Below are 18794 nucleotides of genomic sequence, written 5' to 3' on the forward strand. Positions count from 1 at the left end.
TTCCTGACGGCGCTCTTTGTAGGGAATTCTGAAAGTGAGTTTCGCTTAGTAAGAGGCCTGCACGCCCTTGATCGAGCGCTTGGGCATCCAGGGCATGAGCGAGCGGAGCTTTTCGCCCGTCTTCTCGATGCCGTGCTTCTCGCCCTTCTTGAGGAGGGCGTTGTACTTCTTGTAGCCGCCCTTGTATTCCTTGACCCATTCGCGGGCAAACTTGCCGGATTGAATGTCCTTGAGCGCGGCTTTCATGCGCTTCTTCACGCCGGCGTCGATGATCTTCGGGCCGACGGAGACATCGCCCCACTTGGCCGTCTCGGAGATCGAGAAGCGCATGCCAGCGATGCCTTTTTCATTCATCAGGTCGACGATGAGCTTGAGCTCGTGGAGGCACTCGAAATAGGCCATCTCGGGCGAGTAACCGGCCTCGACGAGCACTTCGAATCCGGCCTGGACCAGCGCGGTGGTGCCGCCGCAGAGGACGGTTTGTTCGCCGAAAAGATCGGTCTCGGTCTCTTCCTTGAAATCGGTCTCGATGACGCCGGCGCGGGTGCCGCCAATGCCCTTCGCCCAGGCCAGGGCGATCTTCTTGGCTTCCTTGCCGCCTTGATAAACGGCGATCAATGCGGGGACACCTTTGCTTTCGGTGTACTGGCGGCGCACGATGTGGCCGGGGCCTTTCGGCGCGACCATGATCACGTTCACGTTCTTCGGCGGAACGACGGTCTTGAAATGAATGGCGAAGCCGTGGCTGAAGAGGAGCGTCTTGCCCTTGGTGAGATTGGGGCGGATGTCCTTCTCGAAAGCGGCGGCCTGCTTGGTGTCGGGCAGCGCGATGAAAATGACGTCGGCCCGCTTCACCGCTTCACCGGTTTCGTAGACTTCGAAGCCCTTTTCCTTCGCGACGGCGATCGACTTCGATTCCGGATAGAGGCCGATGATGACCTTGGCGCCGGATTCCTTGAGGTTCAGCGCGTGGGCGTGACCTTGGGAACCGAAGCCAAGGACGGCGAGGGTCTTGCCTTTGAAGATGGAGAAGTCGGCGTCTTTGTCGGTGTATACTTTAGCCATGACGGGGATATTTGGATGTTTGAGGTGCGAGGTTTGAAGTTTGATTGAAGATGAGAGGGCGGAAGGACGAATCGAACTTCATCCATCAAACCTCAAACTTCGGGTCAGTTGGGTTTGCGGGCGAGGGCGACGCGACCGGTGCGCGAGAGCTCGGAGATGCCGAATTTGCCCATGAGCATGAGGAATTTCTCGATCTTCGATTCGTTGCCGGTCACTTCGATGCCGAGCACTTCGTGCTGCACGTCCACGATTTTCGCGCGGAAGATGTCGCAGAGCTGCATGACTTCCGTGCGGTTGGCCGGGGTCACGGTCACGCGCATGAGCAGCAGTTCGCGCTCGACCACTTCGTCGTCGTGGAAGTCGTCGATATGGATGACGTCGATCAACTTGTTGAGCTGCTTCGTGACCTGCTCGAGCACCGTGTCGTCGCCGTTGACGACGATCGTCATCCGGGATGTGGATGGATCGAGCGTAGGGCCGACGTTCAACGTATCGATGTTGAAGCCGCGTCCGCTGAACATCCCGGCGATGCGGGTGAGCACGCCGAACTTGTTTTCGACGAGGACGGAGATCGTGTGACGCATAAAAAGAAAGGGCGCGGAGTCTCGGCGCGGTCTGCGGGTGAGTCAAACTTAAAGTTGACGCCCCGGGCTGGGCCGGTTGCACTGCCCCTCCACCCCATTTTACCCATGAAACTCGGCCTCTATATCGACATCAAACACGGCGCGGCCTTTGCCGATCAACCTTTCGATTTCGTGGAGGAAAACGTGCAGACCCTGCTCGTGCCCGAGGAGGACGAGGCGGCCTTCCGCGAGCGCCTGGCCATCGTGCGCTCGCTGGCCAAGCCGGTCGCGGCGGCCAACCGGCTCCTGCCGGCGGATCTGAAACCGGTGGGACCAGTGGTGGATGAAGCGCGGCTGCAGCGGTGGGGTGAATCGGTGTTTCGCCGGGCGGAAGAAGTGGGCGTGAAGACGATTGTCTGGGGCAGTGGCGGCGCACGGCGCGTGCCGGAGGGGTTTTCCAAGGAGCAGGCGCGCGAGCAATTTCTGCGGGCCGTGGCCAGCTACGCGCCACTCGCGGAGCGGCATGGCGTGTTGATCGTCATCGAACCGGTGTGCCGCGTGGATTCGAATTTCATCATGTCGCTGGCCGATGGTGCGGACATCGTGAATAGCGTGGGCCACCCCAGCGTGCGGCTGCTGGCGGATAATTTTCACATGGATATTGAGGGGGAAGCGCCGTCGGAGATCGAACGCTTCGCGGATATTCTCGAGCACGTACACGTTTCGGAAATCAAAGGCCGGGCGATCCCGGGGACGACCGATTACGACCTACGCCCATATCTGCGTGCGCTGAAGAAGGCGGGCTACGACAAGACCCTCGTGATCGAGCCGGAGTGGCAGGACGTGAACACGCAGCCGGCGCTGGCGCTCAAGGCGCTGCGGGCGCAGATGGCGGATGCGGGATTGAATTGAATTTCGCCGGCTCCTGAGCCCTCACTTTGGTCCTGCAGCCGCAGCAGGGCCGGCTGCCGGCCGCAGGATCACCACTGCCATGCGCCGGTCCGTCTGCCAGCGATCGCCGCCACCGTTGCGGCCTTCGCTTTCGGGCTGGAAGTCGTTCTTCCAGTCGAGCGTTTCCACCCTCCCGACGCGCTGGAGATCAGCGACCAACCCGTCACGCTCCGCGTCGATGTCCGACGCGATGTGATGCGTGATCTGTCCCGTGGTGTGGCTGAAGCCCACACTGCGGTCGAAGGTCACGGCGCCCAACCAGCACGGGCGGCCCTGCGCATCCAGTTCCGGGGCTTTCCAAAACCGCACGTGATGGCGCTCGCGCGGATCACGCCCGGCGGGTTTTTCAAAGGCCAGGTCTTCCTTGTGGCCGAAGAGGAAGAGATTGCTGACCGGCGCGTCCAGGTACGGCCGGTGAAAAATCGTGCTCTCCGCGATATGCAGGCTGCTGCGAATCGTGATCGCATCCGCCGAATACCAACCGGCCGCGACCAACGCGGACGTCACATCGCTTTCGACCCCGATCAACGAAAGATTCAGCGGATCACCGGGAATGTGCGCGCCCGTCACGGTGATATGCGGCGCGTTATCGAGCGCCGGATGCCTGGATTCGTGCCGCTTCCACCACATCGGCAGTGCGAAATAGGCCACGGTCAGCCACAGGATGAGGGAGACGATCAGCCAGTTCCCACAGCGCTCGATGAAGGAGGTGAGAGGCTTCGGCATGGGAATGACGAGCGGCTCACCGCGCGCCCGCCACTTACAAATCCAGCAGCAACCGCGCGGGATTTTCGATGCAATCTTTCACGCGCACGAGGAAGGTAACGGCTTCCTTGCCATCGACCACGCGATGATCGTAGCTCAGCGCGAGATACATCATCGGGCGGATGACGACCTGCCCCTTCTCCGCAATCGGGCGTTCCTGGATCTTGTGCATGCCGAGGATGCCGGACTGCGGCGGATTGAGGATCGGCGTGCTGAGCAGCGAACCGTAGATGCCGCCATTACTGATCGTGAAAACGCCACCCTGCAGGTCCTCGATCTTGATTTTGCCTTCGCGCGCCTTGGCCGCATATTCCGCGAGATCACGCTCGATCTGCGCGAAAGTTTTCTGGTCCGCATCGCGGACGACCGGCACGACCAACCCGCGCTCGGTGCCGACGGCCACGCCGACATCGTAGTAGTGGTTCTGCACGAAATCGTCCCCATCCATGCGTCCATTGACCGCGGGATTGGCCTTCAGCGCGCTCACCGTCGCCTTGATGAAGAACGACATGAAGCCCAGCTTGATGCCGTGCTCCTTGGTGAACGCCTCCTGCTGGCTGGAGCGCAGCTTCATCACCGCGCTCATGTCGCACTCGTTGAAGGTCGTGAGGATGGCGGCGGTGTGCTGGGCCATCACGAGTTGCTGCGCGATCTTGCGCCGCAACGGCGAAAGCTTCTTCCGTGTGCTGCGGCCCTCGGTCACCGGGGGCACATTTTCCGAAAGCACGGCCAGCGAAACATTGGCCGAGGCCACCGCCTCGGAAATGCTCGGGGCCGACGTCTGCTCAACGGGACCCGACGAGGCCTGTTTCGGCATCGAGACCGTCGGCGTTTTGGGCATGACGACCGCCGGCGGTTCCACTTGCTCGCGAGTCTGCCGCGCATCCGATTTATCGTCCGGCACCTGCTCGGCGGTCTTGGTGGAGGCGGCCGCGTCCGCCGGTTCGATCGAGCCGACGACTTCGCCAATCTTGACCTCCGCACCGGCGGGCGCTTTCACGCGCAACGTGCCGGTCTTTTCCGCGGTGATTTCGGTCGAGACTTTATCGGTCTCGAGGGTGAAGAGCGCTTCGCCCGCTTGCACGATATCGCCATCATTCTTGTGCCACACGGAAAGGAGACCGCTGGTGATCGATTCGCCGACGGCGGGGATTTTGATTTCGAGAGACATGAGAGAGATGCGAGTGCGGAAGCCGGAATGCGGAAGAGGGCGGAGCGGAGTCTTACATTCCGCGTTCCTCCTTCCGCAATCTGAATTCCTGTCAGCCGAGAGTGAAGGCGTCCTGGATGATGAGTTGTTGTTCCTTGCGATGCGCGGCCAGCGAGCCGACCGCCGGGCTGGCGCTGGCGCCGCGGCCCGCATACCAGACGGAAGTTTCGAGCAGCCGGCGCAACTGCCACGCGATGTAATTCCATGCGCCCATGTTCTGCGATTCCTCCTGGCACCAGACGATGGTCTTCCCATTCGGGAACTGCGTGACTGCGGCCTTGAGCTGCGCTTCGTCGAGCGGGTAAAGCTGCTCGACCCGGATGATCGCGGTGCTGGTGATCTTGTTTTCGTCGCGGAATTTCAACAGGTCGTAGTAGACCTTGCCCGTACAAAGGATCACGCGCTTGATCCTCTCCGGCTTGTCGAGCAGCGGCCCGGGAAGGATCTCGTGGAAGCGGTCATTGGTGAAGTCCTCCACCTTCGAGGCCGCAGCCTCGAGACGCAGCATCGACTTCGGCGTCATCAGGATGAGCGGCTTGCGGAAAGGCCGCTTCATCTGCCGGCGCAACACATGGAAATACTGCGCGGGCGTGGTGAGATTGCAGACCTGCATGTTGTCCTCGGCGCAGAGCTGGAGGAAGCGCTCGAGACGCGCGGAGGAATGCTCCGGCCCCTGGCCTTCGTAGCCGTGCGGCAGCAGCAGCGTGAGGCCGCTCGGCCGCTGCCACTTCGATTCCGCGGAGGAGATGAACTGGTCGATGATGACCTGCGCGCCATTCGCAAAGTCGCCGAACTGCGCCTCCCACATGCAGAGCAGATTCGGGAAATTGAGCGAATAGCCGTAGTCAAAGCCCAGCACGCCGGCCTCGCTGAGCAGCGAATTGTAGATGCACACCTGCGCCTGCTCCGGGGTGATGTGCTTGAGCGGGCAATAGCGCTCGCGCGTTTTCTGATCGTAGAGATACGAATTCCGCTGGCTGAAGGTGCCGCGGCGCGCATCCTGTCCGCTGAGGCGCACGGGGATGCCCTCGAGCAGCAGCGAACCCATGGCCAGCGCCTCGCCGTAGGCCCAGTCGAACGGGCCGCCGTTCGCCCACGCCTTCGCCCGCTTCTCGAGCAGGAAGCTCCTCAGCTTGGGCTGGATGGTGAAGCCATCGGGCACGGTCGTCAGCGCCTTCACGATCTTCGCGAGGTTCTCCTTCGAGACAGCGGTCTCGACCGGGTCGTGCGTGTAGGGCGCTTGCGGGGCGGCGGTGGAGCCGCTGAAGCTGTTGATCGTCTGGTCCTTCTCGGCCGCTTTCACGATGGCCAGCGCCTTCTCGTGCCGCTCTTCCATTTCCTTGTCGAGCGCATCCGCCTCCGTCTGCGTGAGCACGCCTTCGGAAACGAGCTTCTTCTCGAAGAGCGTACCCACACTCGGGTGCGTGGTGATGTCCGCATACATCGTCGGCTGCGTCGAGACGGGATCATCCGCTTCATTGTGGCCGAACCGGCGGTAGCAGAAAATATCGACGACGACGTCGCGCTTGAAAGTCTGGCGAAATTCCAGGGCGAGCTCCGAGACCCAGCGCACGGCGAGCGGGTTGTCGCCATTCACATGGAAAATCGGCGCCTCGATCATCTTGGCCACGTCGGAGCAGTAAGTCGTGGAGCGCGCATCCGCCGGCAGCGTGGTGAACCCGATCTGGTTGTTCACGATGAGATGGATCGTGCCGCCGATGCGGTAGCCCTGGAGCTGCGACATGTTCAGCGTCTCCGCGATGATGCCCTGCCCGGCAAAGGCGGCATCGCCATGGATGAGCACGGAGATCACCTTTTTGCGATCGTCGGTGTCCTTGCGGATGCGCTGGCGCGCGCGGGTCATCCCCATCACCACCGGATTCACCGCCTCGAGATGGCTCGGGTTCGCCGAAAGCCGCACTTCCACTTCGCCACCGATCTTCAGCTTCCGCGTGGTCATGTAGCCGAGATGATACTTCACGTCGCCATCCCCGTCGGTCGTGTTGCGAATGTAGTTCTCCGAGAACTCCGCGAACATCAGCCGGTACGGCTTGCGCAGGAATTCCGCGATCACGCTCAGCCGCCCGCGATGGGCCATGCCCATGCAAATTTCCTCCACGCCGCTCGGCGGGCAGGATTCGAGAATGCCGTAGAGGGCGGTGATGAGCGACTCGCCGCCTTCCAGCGAAAAGCGCTTTTGCCCCTGGTATTTCGTGTGCAGGAAATGCTCGAAGCTCTCCACTTTCACGAGCTGGCGCAGAATGCGGCGCTTCACTTCCGGCGACACGCTCGCCTCGGCCGTCCGGCTCTCGATCTTGTCCCGAAGCCAGTTGCGCACCCGCGGATTCTGGATGTGCATGAACTCCGCACCGAGCGGCCCGCAATAAATGCGCTCGAGTTCGCCGATCATCTCGCGCAGCTTCATGCGCTTCCCGCCGAGCAGGAATTTCGAGCCGACGGTGAGATCCAGGTCCTTTTCGTCGAAGCCCAGTTCGCGCAGGCTCAGCAGCGGATTCGTCGGGCGCTCGTGGGCCAGCGGATCGAGATTGGCGATGGTGTGACCGAGCGTGCGATAGGCGTAGACGAGGCCATCGACGCGCGTTTGCAGCGGAGAATCCGTGGACGTCGCCGGCACCGCGCCATTTTGCGTCGCTACGGCCCCATTTTTCGGCTGCACCGAGCCGAGCTCAAACCCCTCGAAAAAGGCGGACCAGGTGGAGTCGACCGAAGCCGGATCCTTGCGCCACCGCTCGTAATTTTGGTCCAGCAGGTCGGCGTTGAAACGATTCGCGAACGAAATAGCCATTGTAATTGGAAAGTGGGGTTGGAACTTAAGCACAGCCCCAGCGGTCACCAAACGAAATTCTCAATAATAAGCGAAACTGATAATTGAAAACGGCTTCAGTGCGCGACAAGCCCTTTTCGAGGCGTTGAAGAAATGGATATTTCGCCTGGCCGGTAACATCCCGTGGGGTTTCCGTATGGAATGAACGTGCAACTGCGTATCACATTCCATAACCTCCCGTTCAGCCCTCGAACTATGCATTCATTCCTTCGCGGTTTACTGGTAGCCGGCGGCATCGTGCTGGCGGGTGCAACGACCACTGCCTTCGCCGAAGGACTGGAAAACGGCGACTTCGCCAAAGGGAAATCGAAATGGATGGGCGACGGCCTCGCCATGTTCTTGAAGCCGGATGGCACCCTCTCACCGACCGACGATTCCAAATCGAGCAGCCTGCTGCCCCCTCCCGGGTCAACGCCCGCCGAGAAGCCCAAGAACATCCCGGTCATCGAGATCAAACTCAAGACCACGCAATTCGCGGATTTCTTCCAGAAGTTCAAGACCGCCAAGGAGATGGACGCGATGAATGCGGAGATCACCTACAAGGCGTCCGCGGATTTCGCCCTGAACGACAAAGCCACGGTCTTTGATCGCGAGATCACGTGGGGCTCGGGCTCCTTCTATTACTGGAGCGCGCTGGTCCATCCCAAGATCGACCTGCTGATGCGCCTCGATAAGAAGGACAATTACATGTACAAGCTGCAGACCGTGAAGCCGGGCGGCGACTGGCAGAAGATGAAAGTCGCGTGGAAAGATGTCGGCGGAGGCCAGGAGGTGAACTTTCACATCCTCGCCGCCCCGGGCCACGGCTCCCTCCTCGTGAAGTCGGTGACCATCACCCCGTAAAACAAATCTGGCTAAGGAAACGGCGAACGCGGAATGATTTGGGGCTATGTCCCACCGCTTCGCTCTTCTCTTTCTCTGCGGCATCGCCCTCGCCCTCCCGGCCCGGGCGCAAAAACTCCCGGAGCGCACGGAAGCGGAGATCCTCAAGACGGTAACCCTGCCCGAGGGCTACGAAGCCACGGTCTTCGCCAAGCCCCCGCAGGGTGGCTACCCCACCTCGGTCAGCGCCGCGGTCGATGGCACGATCTTCGTCGCCATCGATGAAAACGGCTCCCTCGGCCGCGACCGCAATGAACCCGGCAAAGCGCATGGCCGCGTCGTGCGGATGCGCGATACGAAAGGCGACGGCCACGCCGACGAGTTCAAGACGTTCTGCGAAGTCGAGAGCCCGCGCGGCGTGATCTGGGACGGCCCGAAAGGCAACGGCCCCGGCGTGCTCTACGTCATGCACCCGCCGAATCTCACCGCCTATTACGATGACGATGGCGATGGCCAAGCCGACCGCCAGGAAGACATTCTCACCGGGCTCGGCTTCGACCTCGGCTTCCGCGGCGCCGATCACACCACCAACGGCTGCCGCCTCGCCATCGACGGCTTCATCTACATCGCCATGGGCGACTACGGCTGCATCAACGCCAGGGGCAAGGACGGCACCACGCTCACCCATCGCGGCGGCGGCGTCGTCCGCATTCGTCCCGACGGCACCGGCCTCGAGCTCGTCGTGGAAGGCACGCGCAATATCTACGACGTCGCCGTCTCGCCCACGCTCGACATCTTCACCCGCGACAACACCAACGACGGCGGCGGCTGGAACGACCGCCTCAGCTTCCATCCGCCCGGCGCGCACATGGGCTATCCGTTTTTATTCAAGAATTTCGGCGAGGACATGATCGACACGCTGGCCGACTTCGGCGGCGGCAGCCCCTGCGGCTCGCTCTGGCTCGATGAACCCGGCCTCCCCAAGGGCCTCTTCACCGTGGAATGGGGCGTGGGCGGCATCTTCTATCACGACGATCTCGTGCCCAACGGCGCGGGCTTCAAGCTCAACAACGCCACGACCAACGATCCCAAGCCCGCCTATCTCCGCCCGGCCACGCCGCAGAAAAAGTGGCTCACCCTCACCCGCCCCACCGACATGGACGTCGACGCGAGCAGCCGCCTCTACATCACCAGTTGGGAAGGTGCGACCTTCAACTTCAACGGCCCCTTCGCCGGCTATGTGCTGCGCGTCGTGAAAAAGGGCCAGCCCGCCGTCACCGTGCCGGACCTCGCCACGGGCGGGGACGATGCAGTGCTGGGCGCGTTGTTCTCCGACAGCAACGTCTTGCGCCAGGCCGCCCAGCGGGAGTTCGTCCGCCGGGCGAAGGACGCCGACAAGGCGGCCAACATCGGCCTGATGCTCGGCATGGCGATGGGCAATGAAAAGCTTCCCCTCACCACCGAGCAACGCGTCGCCGCGCTCTACACCGCCGTGCAAATGAAACACAAGGTGAGCCCCGGAGGCCCGGCTGCGCCCCTCCTGCTGCTCAAGCATGCAGACCTGGTGGAGTTCGTCCTCCGCGCCATGGCCGATTATGCGGACAAGCCGGAGGAAGTGCCCTCGGACATTTTCACGCCGTATCTCACCAACAAAAACCCGCGTAACCGCATGGCGGCACTCGTCGCCCTGCGCCGTTTGCACAAGGTCGATGCCGCCCAAGCCATCCTCCCGCTGGTCGCCGACGAAGACCCGATCATCGACCACCTCGCCTTTCGCGCCCTGCGCGAATTGAAGGCTTCACAGGTCTGCCTCACCGCGCTCGATTCGGCCGATGAAAAAGTGAAGCCCGGCGCGCTCAAGGCGCTCTACGGCATCTACGAACCGACGGTTGTCGACGGCCTCATCCAGCGTCTCCCCGGCGCGCAAGGCGAACTGCGCCGCGGCATCCTCAACGCCCTCTGCCGCCTCGCCAATCAGGACGCGCCTTACGAAGACCCAAAGGTCTGGTGGAGCACCCGGCCCGACACCACCGGCCCGGTCTATCAGCCCATCGCCTGGAGCGAGACGGACAAAATTAGCGCCGCGCTCAAGACCGCGCTCGACGCTTCCAACGCCGACGATTCGAAGTGGCTCGTCGCCCGTATGTATCAATGCAAGGTCGCCTTCCCCGGCTTGGTGGAACTGATGCTCGCCAAGGCCGGCAGCGACACGCCCGCCAAGCTCACCGCCATCGAGGGCATGGTGCGCAACGACAAGTCCATGCCCCCGGAGGCGATCAAGGCACTCCAGGAAATCACCGGCAACGACCAGGAAGCGCCGGAACTGCGCGTCCGCGCCCTGCGCATCTTTGTCGCCAATGCGGAAAACGGCGGCGTCTTCCCCGGCGCCGTCGAGGCCTTCGCCCCGCTGGCCGGCCACGACCTGCCGGACGCGAAGCTCACGCAGGTCTTCGAAGATTTCAGCCGCGGCGGTCACAACGCCAAATGGGTCGGCGACTACAGCCGCTTCCTCCACGGCACCGACGCCGCCAAGCGCCAGCTTGCCGCGATCGTGCTGGTCAATCTCGCCACCGGCCGCGTGGGCCGGGACAATGAACGCGAAGCCGCGAAGAATGCCGTGACGAAGAGCTTCGACAAACCAGAGACCGCCGCCGCCCTGCTCACCGCCATCGCCCGCACCGGCGCCAAGCCTTTCGCCGAGCAGGTGAAAGCGAACCTCAACAATCCCAACAACGCCGTCGCCGAAGCCGCGCTCTTCGCCTACCAGAAGCTCGGCCTCAAGGACACCGGCGCACCGACGCAGATCATCGGCTCGATGAAGTACGACGCGCTCTTCGCCGCCGTGCAAAAAGGCGGCGACGCCAAGGAAGGCCAGCAGATGTTCCTCAAGGCCGGCTGCATCGCCTGCCACACCATCAACGCCGACGAACCGCCCAAAGGCCCGATCCTCGGCGCCGTGGTGAAAATCTACGACCGCGCCGCCCTCACCGAATCAATCCTCAAGCCCAGCGCCAAGATCGCCCAAGGCTTCGAGAGCCAGTGGTTCAAGACGAAGAAAGGCGAGCAGATCGAAGGCTTCGTCACCCGCGAAGGCGGCGACAGCGTCGACGTCCGCAACATCGCCGGCCAGGCCATGACCCTCGAAAAAGCCGATATCACCGAGCGCGGCAAGCGCGACGTCTCCATCATGCCCGAAGGCCTCCTCAACTCCTTCACCCCCGCCGATCTCCAGAACCTGCTCGCCTGGCTGGAGAGCCTGCGCGCCGCGAAGTAGCCACCCGCTTTTCGCTGCGGCAATCCATTTGAAACCGCCGAGACGCAGAGGCGCGGAGAAGTTCAGAGAGGCTTATCCCACCTGTCTCTGTATTTCTCTGCGTCTCCGCGCCTCGGCGGTAAAATTCCGTCCTCCCAGTCTCGCAATGCGCGATACGCTTTGACCCCAGCCCGCCGTCCGCTATTTTCTCTCGCTCACCCTTCACCACCCTCGCAGAAAGGACTCACACACTATGGGCCTCATGGACTTCATCAAAGGCGAACTCATCGAGATCATCGAATGGACCGATGACTCGCGCGACACCCTCAGCTATCGCTGGCCCGACGAGGACAAGAACATCAAGAACGGCGCCCAGCTCATCGTCCGCGAATCGCAGACCGTGCAGTTCGTCTACGTCGGCCAGTTCGGCGACACCTTCGCCCCCGGCAAATACACGCTGACCACCGACAACATCCCGGTCCTCACCAAGCTCCAGGGCTGGAAATACGGCTTCGGTTCTCCCTTCAAGGCGGACGTGTATTACCTCAACACCCGCCTTTTCACCGGCAACAAATGGGGCACCTCGAATCCCGTGATGATGCGCGATGCCGACTTCGGCATCGTGCGCGCCCGCGCCTTCGGCACCTACGATTTTCGCATCACCGACCCGAAGCTCTTCCTCAAGGAAGTGGCCGGCAGCGACCAGCATTTCCGCCTCGATGAATTCGCCGACACCATGCGCTCGCGTATCGTCAGCCTCTTCAGCGAAGCGCTCGCCCAGGCCAAAATCCCGGTGCTCGACGTCGCCGCGCGCTACCAGGAAGTGGGCGCCGCGCTGCTCCCGCTCATCAATCCCGTGGTGACCTCCAAGTACGGCCTGGAGATGACCAGCTTCATCCTCGAAAACGTCAGCCTCCCGCCGGAAGTCGAGCAGGCGATCGACAAGCGTTCGTCGATGGCCGCGGTCGGCAACCTCAACGATTACGTGAAATTCCAAATGGCCCAGGGCATGGGCAGCGGCCAGGGCGGCGGCGCCGGTGGCTTCGCCACCGAAATGGCCGTGGGCATGGCCATGGCCCAGCAGATGGTGCAGCAGCAAGGCGGCGTGCTCGGTGCGCAAGCCACCCCTCCTGCCGCACCCCCACCCATTCCCGCCTGGGCTCCCCCGGCTCCGGCCGGCGGCACCCCACCCCCGATTCCGGCCGCCGTATCACCGTCCGAGTTGATGAGTCCCGCCGACGCCGCCAAGATCCTCGGCGTAAGTGAAGCCGATGTCGTCCAATCGCTCGAAGGCGGCGACTTGAAGGGCAAGAAGATCGGCTCGACCTGGCGCATCACCAAGGCCGCGCTGGATCAGTTTCTCCAGAGCTGAACGTCCCGCCATGCCACGCACCCGCGCCTTTACCATCCTCGAGGTCGCCCTCATCGTCGCCATCATCGGCATGATGCTCATGATGATCGTCGGCTATTTGCTCGCACCCAAGCAAGGGGGACCGCTCCCACCGGTCAAGGCACAGACCCAGTTCATGGAAACGCCGTCTCCGTCGACCCCCGACCCGCGCGCCGCGGCCACCCCCGCTCTCACCACGCCGATCCCGGTCGTACCGGCACCGGCCACTCCCGCACCTGTCGCTACACCGGCACCGGCGGCGACCCAGACGATCGACTTGTCGCCGCAGTCATCGCCCATTTTCCGCTAGGCAGCGTCGATGTCTGAGATTTCCGCGCGGTCGAAATTTGCCTGCCCGGCTTGTGGCGCCGAGGCGCAATGGAACCCGGCCAAACAGGCGCTCGTCTGCCCGTTTTGCGGCACGGTTTCTCCCATGGCCGCGCCGCCCGAGGGCGCGGAAATCGCCGAGCACGACCTCGCCACGGCCCTGCAAAATATTCCCGACGACCAGCGCGGCTGGCAGGCGGAGAAGAAATCGGTGAAGTGTCAGAGCTGTCAGGCGATCACCGTTTTCGATCCCACCCGCGTGGCCCAGCGGTGCGACTTCTGCGGCTCCTCCGCCCTCATTCCCTTCGAGGAAATCAAGGCGCCGATCCGTCCCGAAAGCCTGCTCGAATTCAAGATCCCCGAGTCGGGAGTCCGTGACCTCGTGCGCAAATGGTACGGCAACGTCTGGTTCGCGCCCGACGCCCTCAAGTCGCGCGCGCTCACCGATACCGTGCACGGCGTTTATCTCCCCTACTGGACCTTCGACGCCCAGGTGCACGCCGAGTGGACCGCGGAGAGCGGCTATCACTATTACGAGACGGAGTATTACAACGACTCCGACGGCAAGCAGCAGTCGCGCGAAGTGCAGCACACCCGCTGGCAGTGGAGCAGCGGCTCGCTCGATCATTTCTTCGACGACGAACTCGTGCCCGCCTCGAAGGGCGTGCCCGCGCCGCTCCTCGCCAAGATCGAGCCCTTTCCGACCACCTCCGATCTCAAGCCCTACGATCCCGGCTTCCTCAGCGGCTGGGTCGTGGAGCAATACCAGATCGACCTCGGCGCCGCCGCGCAAAACGCCCGCGCCCTCATGGACGGCAAGCTCCAGCAGATGTGCGGCCAGCAGGTGCCCGGCGACACCTATCGCTCCCTGCAGGTGATGCCCGATTACTCCGCGCAGACCTACAAGCACATCCTCGTGCCCGTCTGGGTGCTCGCTTACACCTACGGCGCGCAGACCTACCAGGTGGTCATCAACGGCTACACCGGCACCATCGCCGGCAAGCATCCGTTGAGCTGGGTGAAGATCACCCTCGCGGTGCTCGCCGTGCTCATCGTCATCCTCATCATCGTGGCCCTCGCCGCCTCGCACAAATGACCGTGGCCGCCCTGGATGACCTCATCTCCGAGTTGCGCGCCGGCCACGATCTCGATGCGAGCCAGGTCGAACACGCCGTCGCCGCGCTGACCTCGCCGGACATTGCCGACACGGCCAAGGCGGATTTCCTGCAAGCCCTGCGCGCCAAGGGTGAGACCGCCCGGGAAATCGCCGGCTTCGTGCAGGCACTGCTCGCCCGCGCCGTCGATCCCGGTCTCGATCTGGAAAAACTGCCGGGCCCGATGATCGATATCTGCGGCACCGGTGGCGACAAGCTGGAGCTCTTCAACATTTCCACCACCACGATGTTCGTCCTCGCCGCCGGCGGCGCCTGTGTCGTGAAGCACGGCAACCGCGCCGTGACCAGCCGCTGCGGTGGCGCCGACGTGCTCGAGGAACTCGGCATCAAGATCGATCTCGCGCCGGCAGACCTGCGCCGCTGCGTCGAGTCACACGGCCTCGGCTTCGTCTTCGCGCCCGCCTATCACCCGGCCTTCAAGGCCATCGGCCCGGTCCGCAAGACGCTCGCCGCGCAAGGCATCCCCACGATCTTCAATCTCCTCGGCCCGCTGCTCAATCCCGCGCGTCCGCCGTATCAGCTCATCGGCATTTACTCCCCGCTGCTGCTCCCCAAGTATGCCCTCGCGCTCGCCGCGCTCAGCCGCGCCCGCGCCTGGGCGGTGCATGGGCAGGGCATGGATGAACTTTCGCTCACCGGCCCGAGCATGGTCCACGAACTGGTCGACGGCCTCATCCGCGAACACACTGTCGACCCCGCCTCGCTCGGCCTGGCCACCTGCACCATCGCCGACCTGCGCGGCGGCGACTGCGCGCAAAACGCCGCCATCCTCACCGCGATCGTCGACGGCACCGAGCGCGGCCCGAAGCGCGACATCGTCCTCTTCAACGCCGCCGCCGGCTTCGTCATCACCGGCCTCGCCCCCGATCTCTCCGCCGGCCTGGAGTTGGCCCGCGAGCAGATCGACTCCGGGCGGGCCCTGGAAAAGCTCCAGGCCCTGGCCGTCTTCGGTCGCTGAAAATGCTTGACTTTTCTCTAGGGGCATGCTACCTTGCGTGCGGAATGAGAGGAGGAAGGAGGACACAGGCTTGAACAGGCGACGCCCTTGGTTGGGAACGGCGAAGGAAGGAAGACGAGCAGATGAAGATGCCACATGCCCTTAACATGAATATCGAACGCCCCACGCCCCCGCGACGGGCGGCGCGGTCCTTTGCTCATGACCGATCCAGAGTGAATCGCCTCCAATCGTGCCTGGTCGTGCCTAATCGTGCTTCAAATTTTTCCCCTGCCTTGGAACGTTCTCCCGAAACGATCCTTCGGAACGAACACGCCAACAGAGTAAATCGCACCGAATCGCACTCAATTGCACCCTTGGTTTGCATCTCCGAAATCAAGGCCAATCAAGGCCAATCAAGGCCAATCAAGGCCAATCAAGGCTGGTCAAGGTCGCTCAAGTCTCAAATTTTCGCTCTCGTGATGAAACAGCCCGCCTTGCGGCATCTGAAATGAACCTCCTCCTCGCGTGTCATTCTGAGCGGAGTGTAACGCAGTCGAAGAACCCCGTCGCTCTACCAGCGACCTCGCTGGTTATTCCACGGGGTCCTTCGACTGCGTTACACTCCGCTCAGGATGACCCCGTGAAGGAAGGCATTGTCGATCTCGCACCGAATCGCACCCTTGATCTGCCCTCGACGATCAAGGCAACTCAAGGCAACTCAAGGTAAATCAAGGCTCTCAAATTCCCACTCCCGTGATCAACCCCCGTCGATTCGCCCTTATCCCTTTCCTCCAGGCCGCTCTACTGGCCGCCCTCACGGCCACCACCGCCCACGGCACCGACTGGTATGTCGCCCCGAACGGCGACGACGCCTGGTCGGGCAAGCTCCCCGCCCCTAATGCCGAGAAGACCGACGGCCCCTTCGCCCACCTCAGCCAAGCCCGCGACGCCGTCCGCGACGCCCGCAAGGCCGGCGACACCTCCGCCATGACCGTGCAAGTGCGCGCCGGCCTCTACGAGCTCTCCGCCGGCCTGAAACTGGACGCCCAGGATTCCGGCACCGCCGAGGCTCCCGTCGTCTGGCGCGCCTTTGAAAACGAAAAGCCGGTGCTCATCGGCGGCCTCGCGATCAGCCATTGGGACCCCTGGAAGGACGGCATCCTCCAAACCGATGTGCGCATGCAGGGCTTCAAAGGCGCCGCCTTCAAGCAGCTCTTCTTCGGCGGCCAGCGCCAGATCCTCGCCCGTTACCCGAACTACGATCCGCAGAATCCCTACGGTGGCGGCTGGGCCTACGCGGATGGCGAGATGTGGCCGATGTATGCCGACAAGGAAGGCGAGGACAAGCACACCTTGCTCGTGAAGCCCCAAGACTGGCGCACCTGGGCCAGGCCCGAGGACGTGGAGGTCTTCGTCTTCCCGCGCTACAACTGGTGGAACGACATCCTGCGCGTGAAAAGCGTGGACGCCGAAAAGCACACCGTCACCACCGCCAAGGATGGCAGCTACGCGATGCGCGCCAACGACCGCTTCTATTTCCAGGGCGCGCTGGAGGACCTCGACGCACCGGGCGAGTGGTACCTCGATCGCCAGACGTGGACGCTCTATTTCAAGCCGCCCGCGGCGATTGACAGCGCCCCGGTCTACGCCCCGACCACGCGTGACATCATCGCCATCGAGAACGCCAATTACGTCACCCTGCGCGGCTTCACCCTCGAATGCGCCGATGGCAGCGCCGTGGTGCTGACGAAGGCGAATCATTGCCGCGTGGTCGGCTGCACGGTGCGCAACGTCGGCGACTTCAGCGGCACCGGCATCAGCGTCCGCGAAGGCACGGACAATGGCGTCGTCGGTTGCGACATTTCCCAGACGGGCAGCAACGGCGTGAGCCTCAGCGGCGGCGACCGGCCGACGCTCACCAACGCCGGCAATTTCGTGGACAACTGCTACATCCATCACGTCGGCGTTTTCTACAAGCAGGGTGTGGGGGTGGCCCTCAGCGGCGTCGGCCAGCGCGTCTCGCACTGCCTCATCCACGACACCCCGCGCTTCGCCATCCAATTCGGCGGGAACAATCACCTTCTCGAGTACAATCACCTCCGCCACCTCGCGCTGGAAACCGAGGACGTGGGCGCGACTTATTGCGGCGGGCGCGACTGGCTCACCCCGCGCGGCACCGTCATCCGCTACAATTTCATCCACGACGTGCTCGGCTTCGGCTGGAACGGCAAGTGGACTTCGCCCTACTTCGCGTGGGGCATTTACCTCGATGACAATTCCGGCGGCGTGGATGTGACCGGCAACATCGTCGCCCGCTGCGGCCGCTCGTGCATCCACGGGCATAGCGCCCGCGATTGCCGCGTGGAGAACAATATCTTCGTCGAGGGCGGGATGCGGCAGTGGGAATTCAACGGCTGGACGGTGAAACAACGCTTCTGGGAAACCACCCTGCCGCAGATGGAGAAGGGCTATGAGGCGGTCGCCAATCTACCGGCGTGGAAAGGCCTGCGCGGCATGGATGTGCCCCCGGAAAAGATCCCCGACAGCGAAGGCCGCGTGATGTCCGGCGACATCTTCACCCGCAACATCATCGCGTGGAAAAACCCCGAGGCGAAGGCGTTGAACGTCGTCAATTTCAATCCCGCGCGGAACCAGTTCGACCGCAACCTCTACTGGCACGATGGCCTGCCGCTCAAGACCGGTCAGCATAAGGCGGGGAAGGTGATCAGCGGCAATCTCGCACCCAATCCCAGCTTCCAGGACGGCGGCCCGAACGCGCTGCCGAAAGATTGGCAGTGGCAGATTCACACGCCCGGTGGCACTGCGGGCGTCACCGAGGACAACGGCGCGCAGTCGCTGCGCATCGACGCCGCCTACAATCACGAAAAGAAGCGGGACAACTATCCCATCGTCGTGAGTCACGACGTGGAGTTGAAGCCTGGCGGGGCCTACCGGCTGCACGCGCGGCTGCGCACCGACCAGGAGAACGCCAAGGCGTCGCTCATGCTGCAGTTCTTCCTGCCGGCGACGGACGGACAGCCGGCGCACTTTTGGGCGAGTTCTCCCTCGGAGGCGAAAATCACCCCGGCATGGCAGGATTTCGAATTCGCCTTCAGCATTCCCGCCAAGGGCGAAAAAGGCTGGCATGAGAAGATGAAGAACTTCCGCGTGCGCCTCGATTGGGCCGCGGAAAAAGGCGCGCTCTACGCCGCCGATGTCGCGCTCGAGGAAACCGAGTCGCTCGACGAATGGCAGAGCTGGCAGGCGCTCGGCGACCAGCACAGCATCATCGCCGATCCAAAATTCCTCGCGCCCGAAAAGGACGACTACCGGCTCGCGCCGGATTCACCCGCCTGGGCGCTGGGTTTCCAGCCGATCCCGGTCGAGAAAATGGGCCCTTACGCCAGCCCCGACCGCGCCACCTGGCCCATCGTGGAAGCCGAAGGCGCCCGCGAACATCCCATCGCGCCATGACGTCGCTTCCGCGAGGC

General features: G+C 63.1%; 13 protein-coding genes. 8 read left to right on the forward strand and 5 right to left on the reverse strand.

The genetic code is table 11. The features are described 5' to 3' along the window. Positions 1 to 45 precede the first annotated feature (45 nt). Both ilvC and ilvN read right to left on the reverse strand, forming a co-directional pair. Positions 46 to 1065, reverse strand: a complete 1020-nt coding sequence (ilvC, locus tag ABJF10_RS17810; RefSeq protein ID WP_348545944.1) for a ketol-acid reductoisomerase — start codon at positions 1063 to 1065, stop codon at positions 46 to 48. Between the two features lie 104 nt (positions 1066 to 1169). Continuing rightward, positions 1170 to 1649 carry an acetolactate synthase small subunit gene (ilvN, locus tag ABJF10_RS17815; protein ID WP_348545945.1) on the reverse strand — a complete coding sequence of 160 codons (480 nt, stop codon included), beginning with the start codon at positions 1647 to 1649 and terminating at the stop codon, positions 1170 to 1172. Between the two features lie 105 nt (positions 1650 to 1754). Here ilvN and ABJF10_RS17820 point away from each other — a divergent pair, with 105 nt between their 5' ends. Beyond that, positions 1755 to 2540: a sugar phosphate isomerase/epimerase family protein gene (locus ABJF10_RS17820; RefSeq protein WP_348545946.1), complete on the forward strand. Its 786-nt coding sequence runs from the start codon at positions 1755 to 1757 to the stop codon at positions 2538 to 2540. A 21-nt stretch (positions 2541 to 2561) separates the two neighbouring features. Here ABJF10_RS17820 and ABJF10_RS17825 read toward each other — a convergent pair whose 3' ends face one another. From ABJF10_RS17825 to ABJF10_RS17835, 3 genes are all read right to left on the reverse strand, one after another. Further along, positions 2562 to 3305 (reverse strand): LssY C-terminal domain-containing protein, encoded by a 744-nt coding sequence (locus tag ABJF10_RS17825; RefSeq protein WP_348545947.1) that lies wholly within the window; start codon positions 3303 to 3305, stop codon positions 2562 to 2564. Positions 3306 to 3339: 34 nt separating this feature from the next. Beyond that, positions 3340 to 4515 (reverse strand): 2-oxoglutarate dehydrogenase complex dihydrolipoyllysine-residue succinyltransferase, encoded by a 1176-nt coding sequence (odhB, locus tag ABJF10_RS17830; RefSeq protein ID WP_348545948.1) that lies wholly within the window; start codon positions 4513 to 4515, stop codon positions 3340 to 3342. A 91-nt stretch (positions 4516 to 4606) separates the two neighbouring features. Continuing rightward, complete coding sequence (locus ABJF10_RS17835) at positions 4607 to 7360, reverse strand: 2-oxoglutarate dehydrogenase E1 component (RefSeq protein WP_348545949.1); 2754 nt, start codon at positions 7358 to 7360, stop codon at positions 4607 to 4609. A 234-nt stretch (positions 7361 to 7594) separates the two neighbouring features. Here ABJF10_RS17835 and ABJF10_RS17840 point away from each other — a divergent pair, with 234 nt between their 5' ends. The 7 genes from ABJF10_RS17840 to ABJF10_RS17870 all read left to right on the forward strand — a co-directional run bounded on the left by ABJF10_RS17840 (position 7595) and on the right by ABJF10_RS17870 (position 18777). Then, on the forward strand, positions 7595 to 8242 hold the full coding sequence (locus ABJF10_RS17840; protein WP_348545950.1) for a hypothetical protein: 648 nt from the start codon (positions 7595 to 7597) through the stop codon (positions 8240 to 8242). Between the two features lie 46 nt (positions 8243 to 8288). Further along, a complete protein-coding gene (locus ABJF10_RS17845) occupies positions 8289 to 11495 on the forward strand; it encodes a c-type cytochrome (protein WP_348545951.1) in 3207 nt (1068 codons plus the stop codon). Between the two features lie 232 nt (positions 11496 to 11727). Beyond that, complete coding sequence (locus ABJF10_RS17850) at positions 11728 to 12846, forward strand: SPFH and helix-turn-helix domain-containing protein (protein ID WP_348545952.1); 1119 nt, start codon at positions 11728 to 11730, stop codon at positions 12844 to 12846. A 10-nt stretch (positions 12847 to 12856) separates the two neighbouring features. Further along, positions 12857 to 13174, forward strand: coding sequence for a hypothetical protein (locus tag ABJF10_RS17855; RefSeq protein WP_348545953.1), 318 nt, complete (start codon positions 12857 to 12859; stop codon positions 13172 to 13174). 9 nt (positions 13175 to 13183) lie between these two features. Next, positions 13184 to 14287, forward strand: a complete 1104-nt coding sequence (locus tag ABJF10_RS17860; protein ID WP_348545954.1) for a zinc ribbon domain-containing protein — start codon at positions 13184 to 13186, stop codon at positions 14285 to 14287. Continuing rightward, positions 14284 to 15324 carry an anthranilate phosphoribosyltransferase gene (gene trpD / locus ABJF10_RS17865; RefSeq protein ID WP_348545955.1) on the forward strand — a complete coding sequence of 347 codons (1041 nt, stop codon included), beginning with the start codon at positions 14284 to 14286 and terminating at the stop codon, positions 15322 to 15324. Before ABJF10_RS17860 ends, trpD begins: the two co-directional genes overlap by 4 nt. Positions 15325 to 16056: 732 nt before the next feature. Continuing rightward, a complete protein-coding gene (locus ABJF10_RS17870) occupies positions 16057 to 18777 on the forward strand; it encodes a right-handed parallel beta-helix repeat-containing protein (RefSeq protein WP_348545956.1) in 2721 nt (906 codons plus the stop codon). The last annotated feature ends 17 nt before the right edge of the window (positions 18778 to 18794 follow it).

This window comes from Chthoniobacter sp. (assembly GCF_040003245.1).
Lineage (GTDB): Bacteria > Verrucomicrobiota > Verrucomicrobiia > Chthoniobacterales > Chthoniobacteraceae > Chthoniobacter.

Excerpts from the sequence above, each read along its gene's own strand:
- ilvN (WP_348545945.1), bottom strand. The coding sequence starts at position 1,649 with ATGCGTCACACGATCTCCGTCCTCGTCGAAAACAAGTTCGGCGTGCTC.
- ABJF10_RS17820 (WP_348545946.1), top strand. The coding sequence starts at position 1,755 with ATGAAACTCGGCCTCTATATCGACATCAAACACGGCGCGGCCTTTGCC.
- ABJF10_RS17850 (WP_348545952.1), top strand. The coding sequence starts at position 11,728 with ATGGGCCTCATGGACTTCATCAAAGGCGAACTCATCGAGATCATCGAA.
- ABJF10_RS17860 (WP_348545954.1), top strand. The coding sequence starts at position 13,184 with ATGTCTGAGATTTCCGCGCGGTCGAAATTTGCCTGCCCGGCTTGTGGC.
- ABJF10_RS17840 (WP_348545950.1), top strand. The coding sequence starts at position 7,595 with ATGCATTCATTCCTTCGCGGTTTACTGGTAGCCGGCGGCATCGTGCTG.
- ABJF10_RS17855 (WP_348545953.1), top strand. The coding sequence starts at position 12,857 with ATGCCACGCACCCGCGCCTTTACCATCCTCGAGGTCGCCCTCATCGTC.
- ABJF10_RS17845 (WP_348545951.1), top strand. The coding sequence starts at position 8,289 with ATGTCCCACCGCTTCGCTCTTCTCTTTCTCTGCGGCATCGCCCTCGCC.
- ilvC (WP_348545944.1), bottom strand. The coding sequence starts at position 1,065 with ATGGCTAAAGTATACACCGACAAAGACGCCGACTTCTCCATCTTCAAA.
- trpD (WP_348545955.1), top strand. The coding sequence starts at position 14,284 with ATGACCGTGGCCGCCCTGGATGACCTCATCTCCGAGTTGCGCGCCGGC.
- ABJF10_RS17825 (WP_348545947.1), bottom strand. The coding sequence starts at position 3,305 with ATGCCGAAGCCTCTCACCTCCTTCATCGAGCGCTGTGGGAACTGGCTG.
- ABJF10_RS17835 (WP_348545949.1), bottom strand. The coding sequence starts at position 7,360 with ATGGCTATTTCGTTCGCGAATCGTTTCAACGCCGACCTGCTGGACCAA.
- odhB (WP_348545948.1), bottom strand. The coding sequence starts at position 4,515 with ATGTCTCTCGAAATCAAAATCCCCGCCGTCGGCGAATCGATCACCAGC.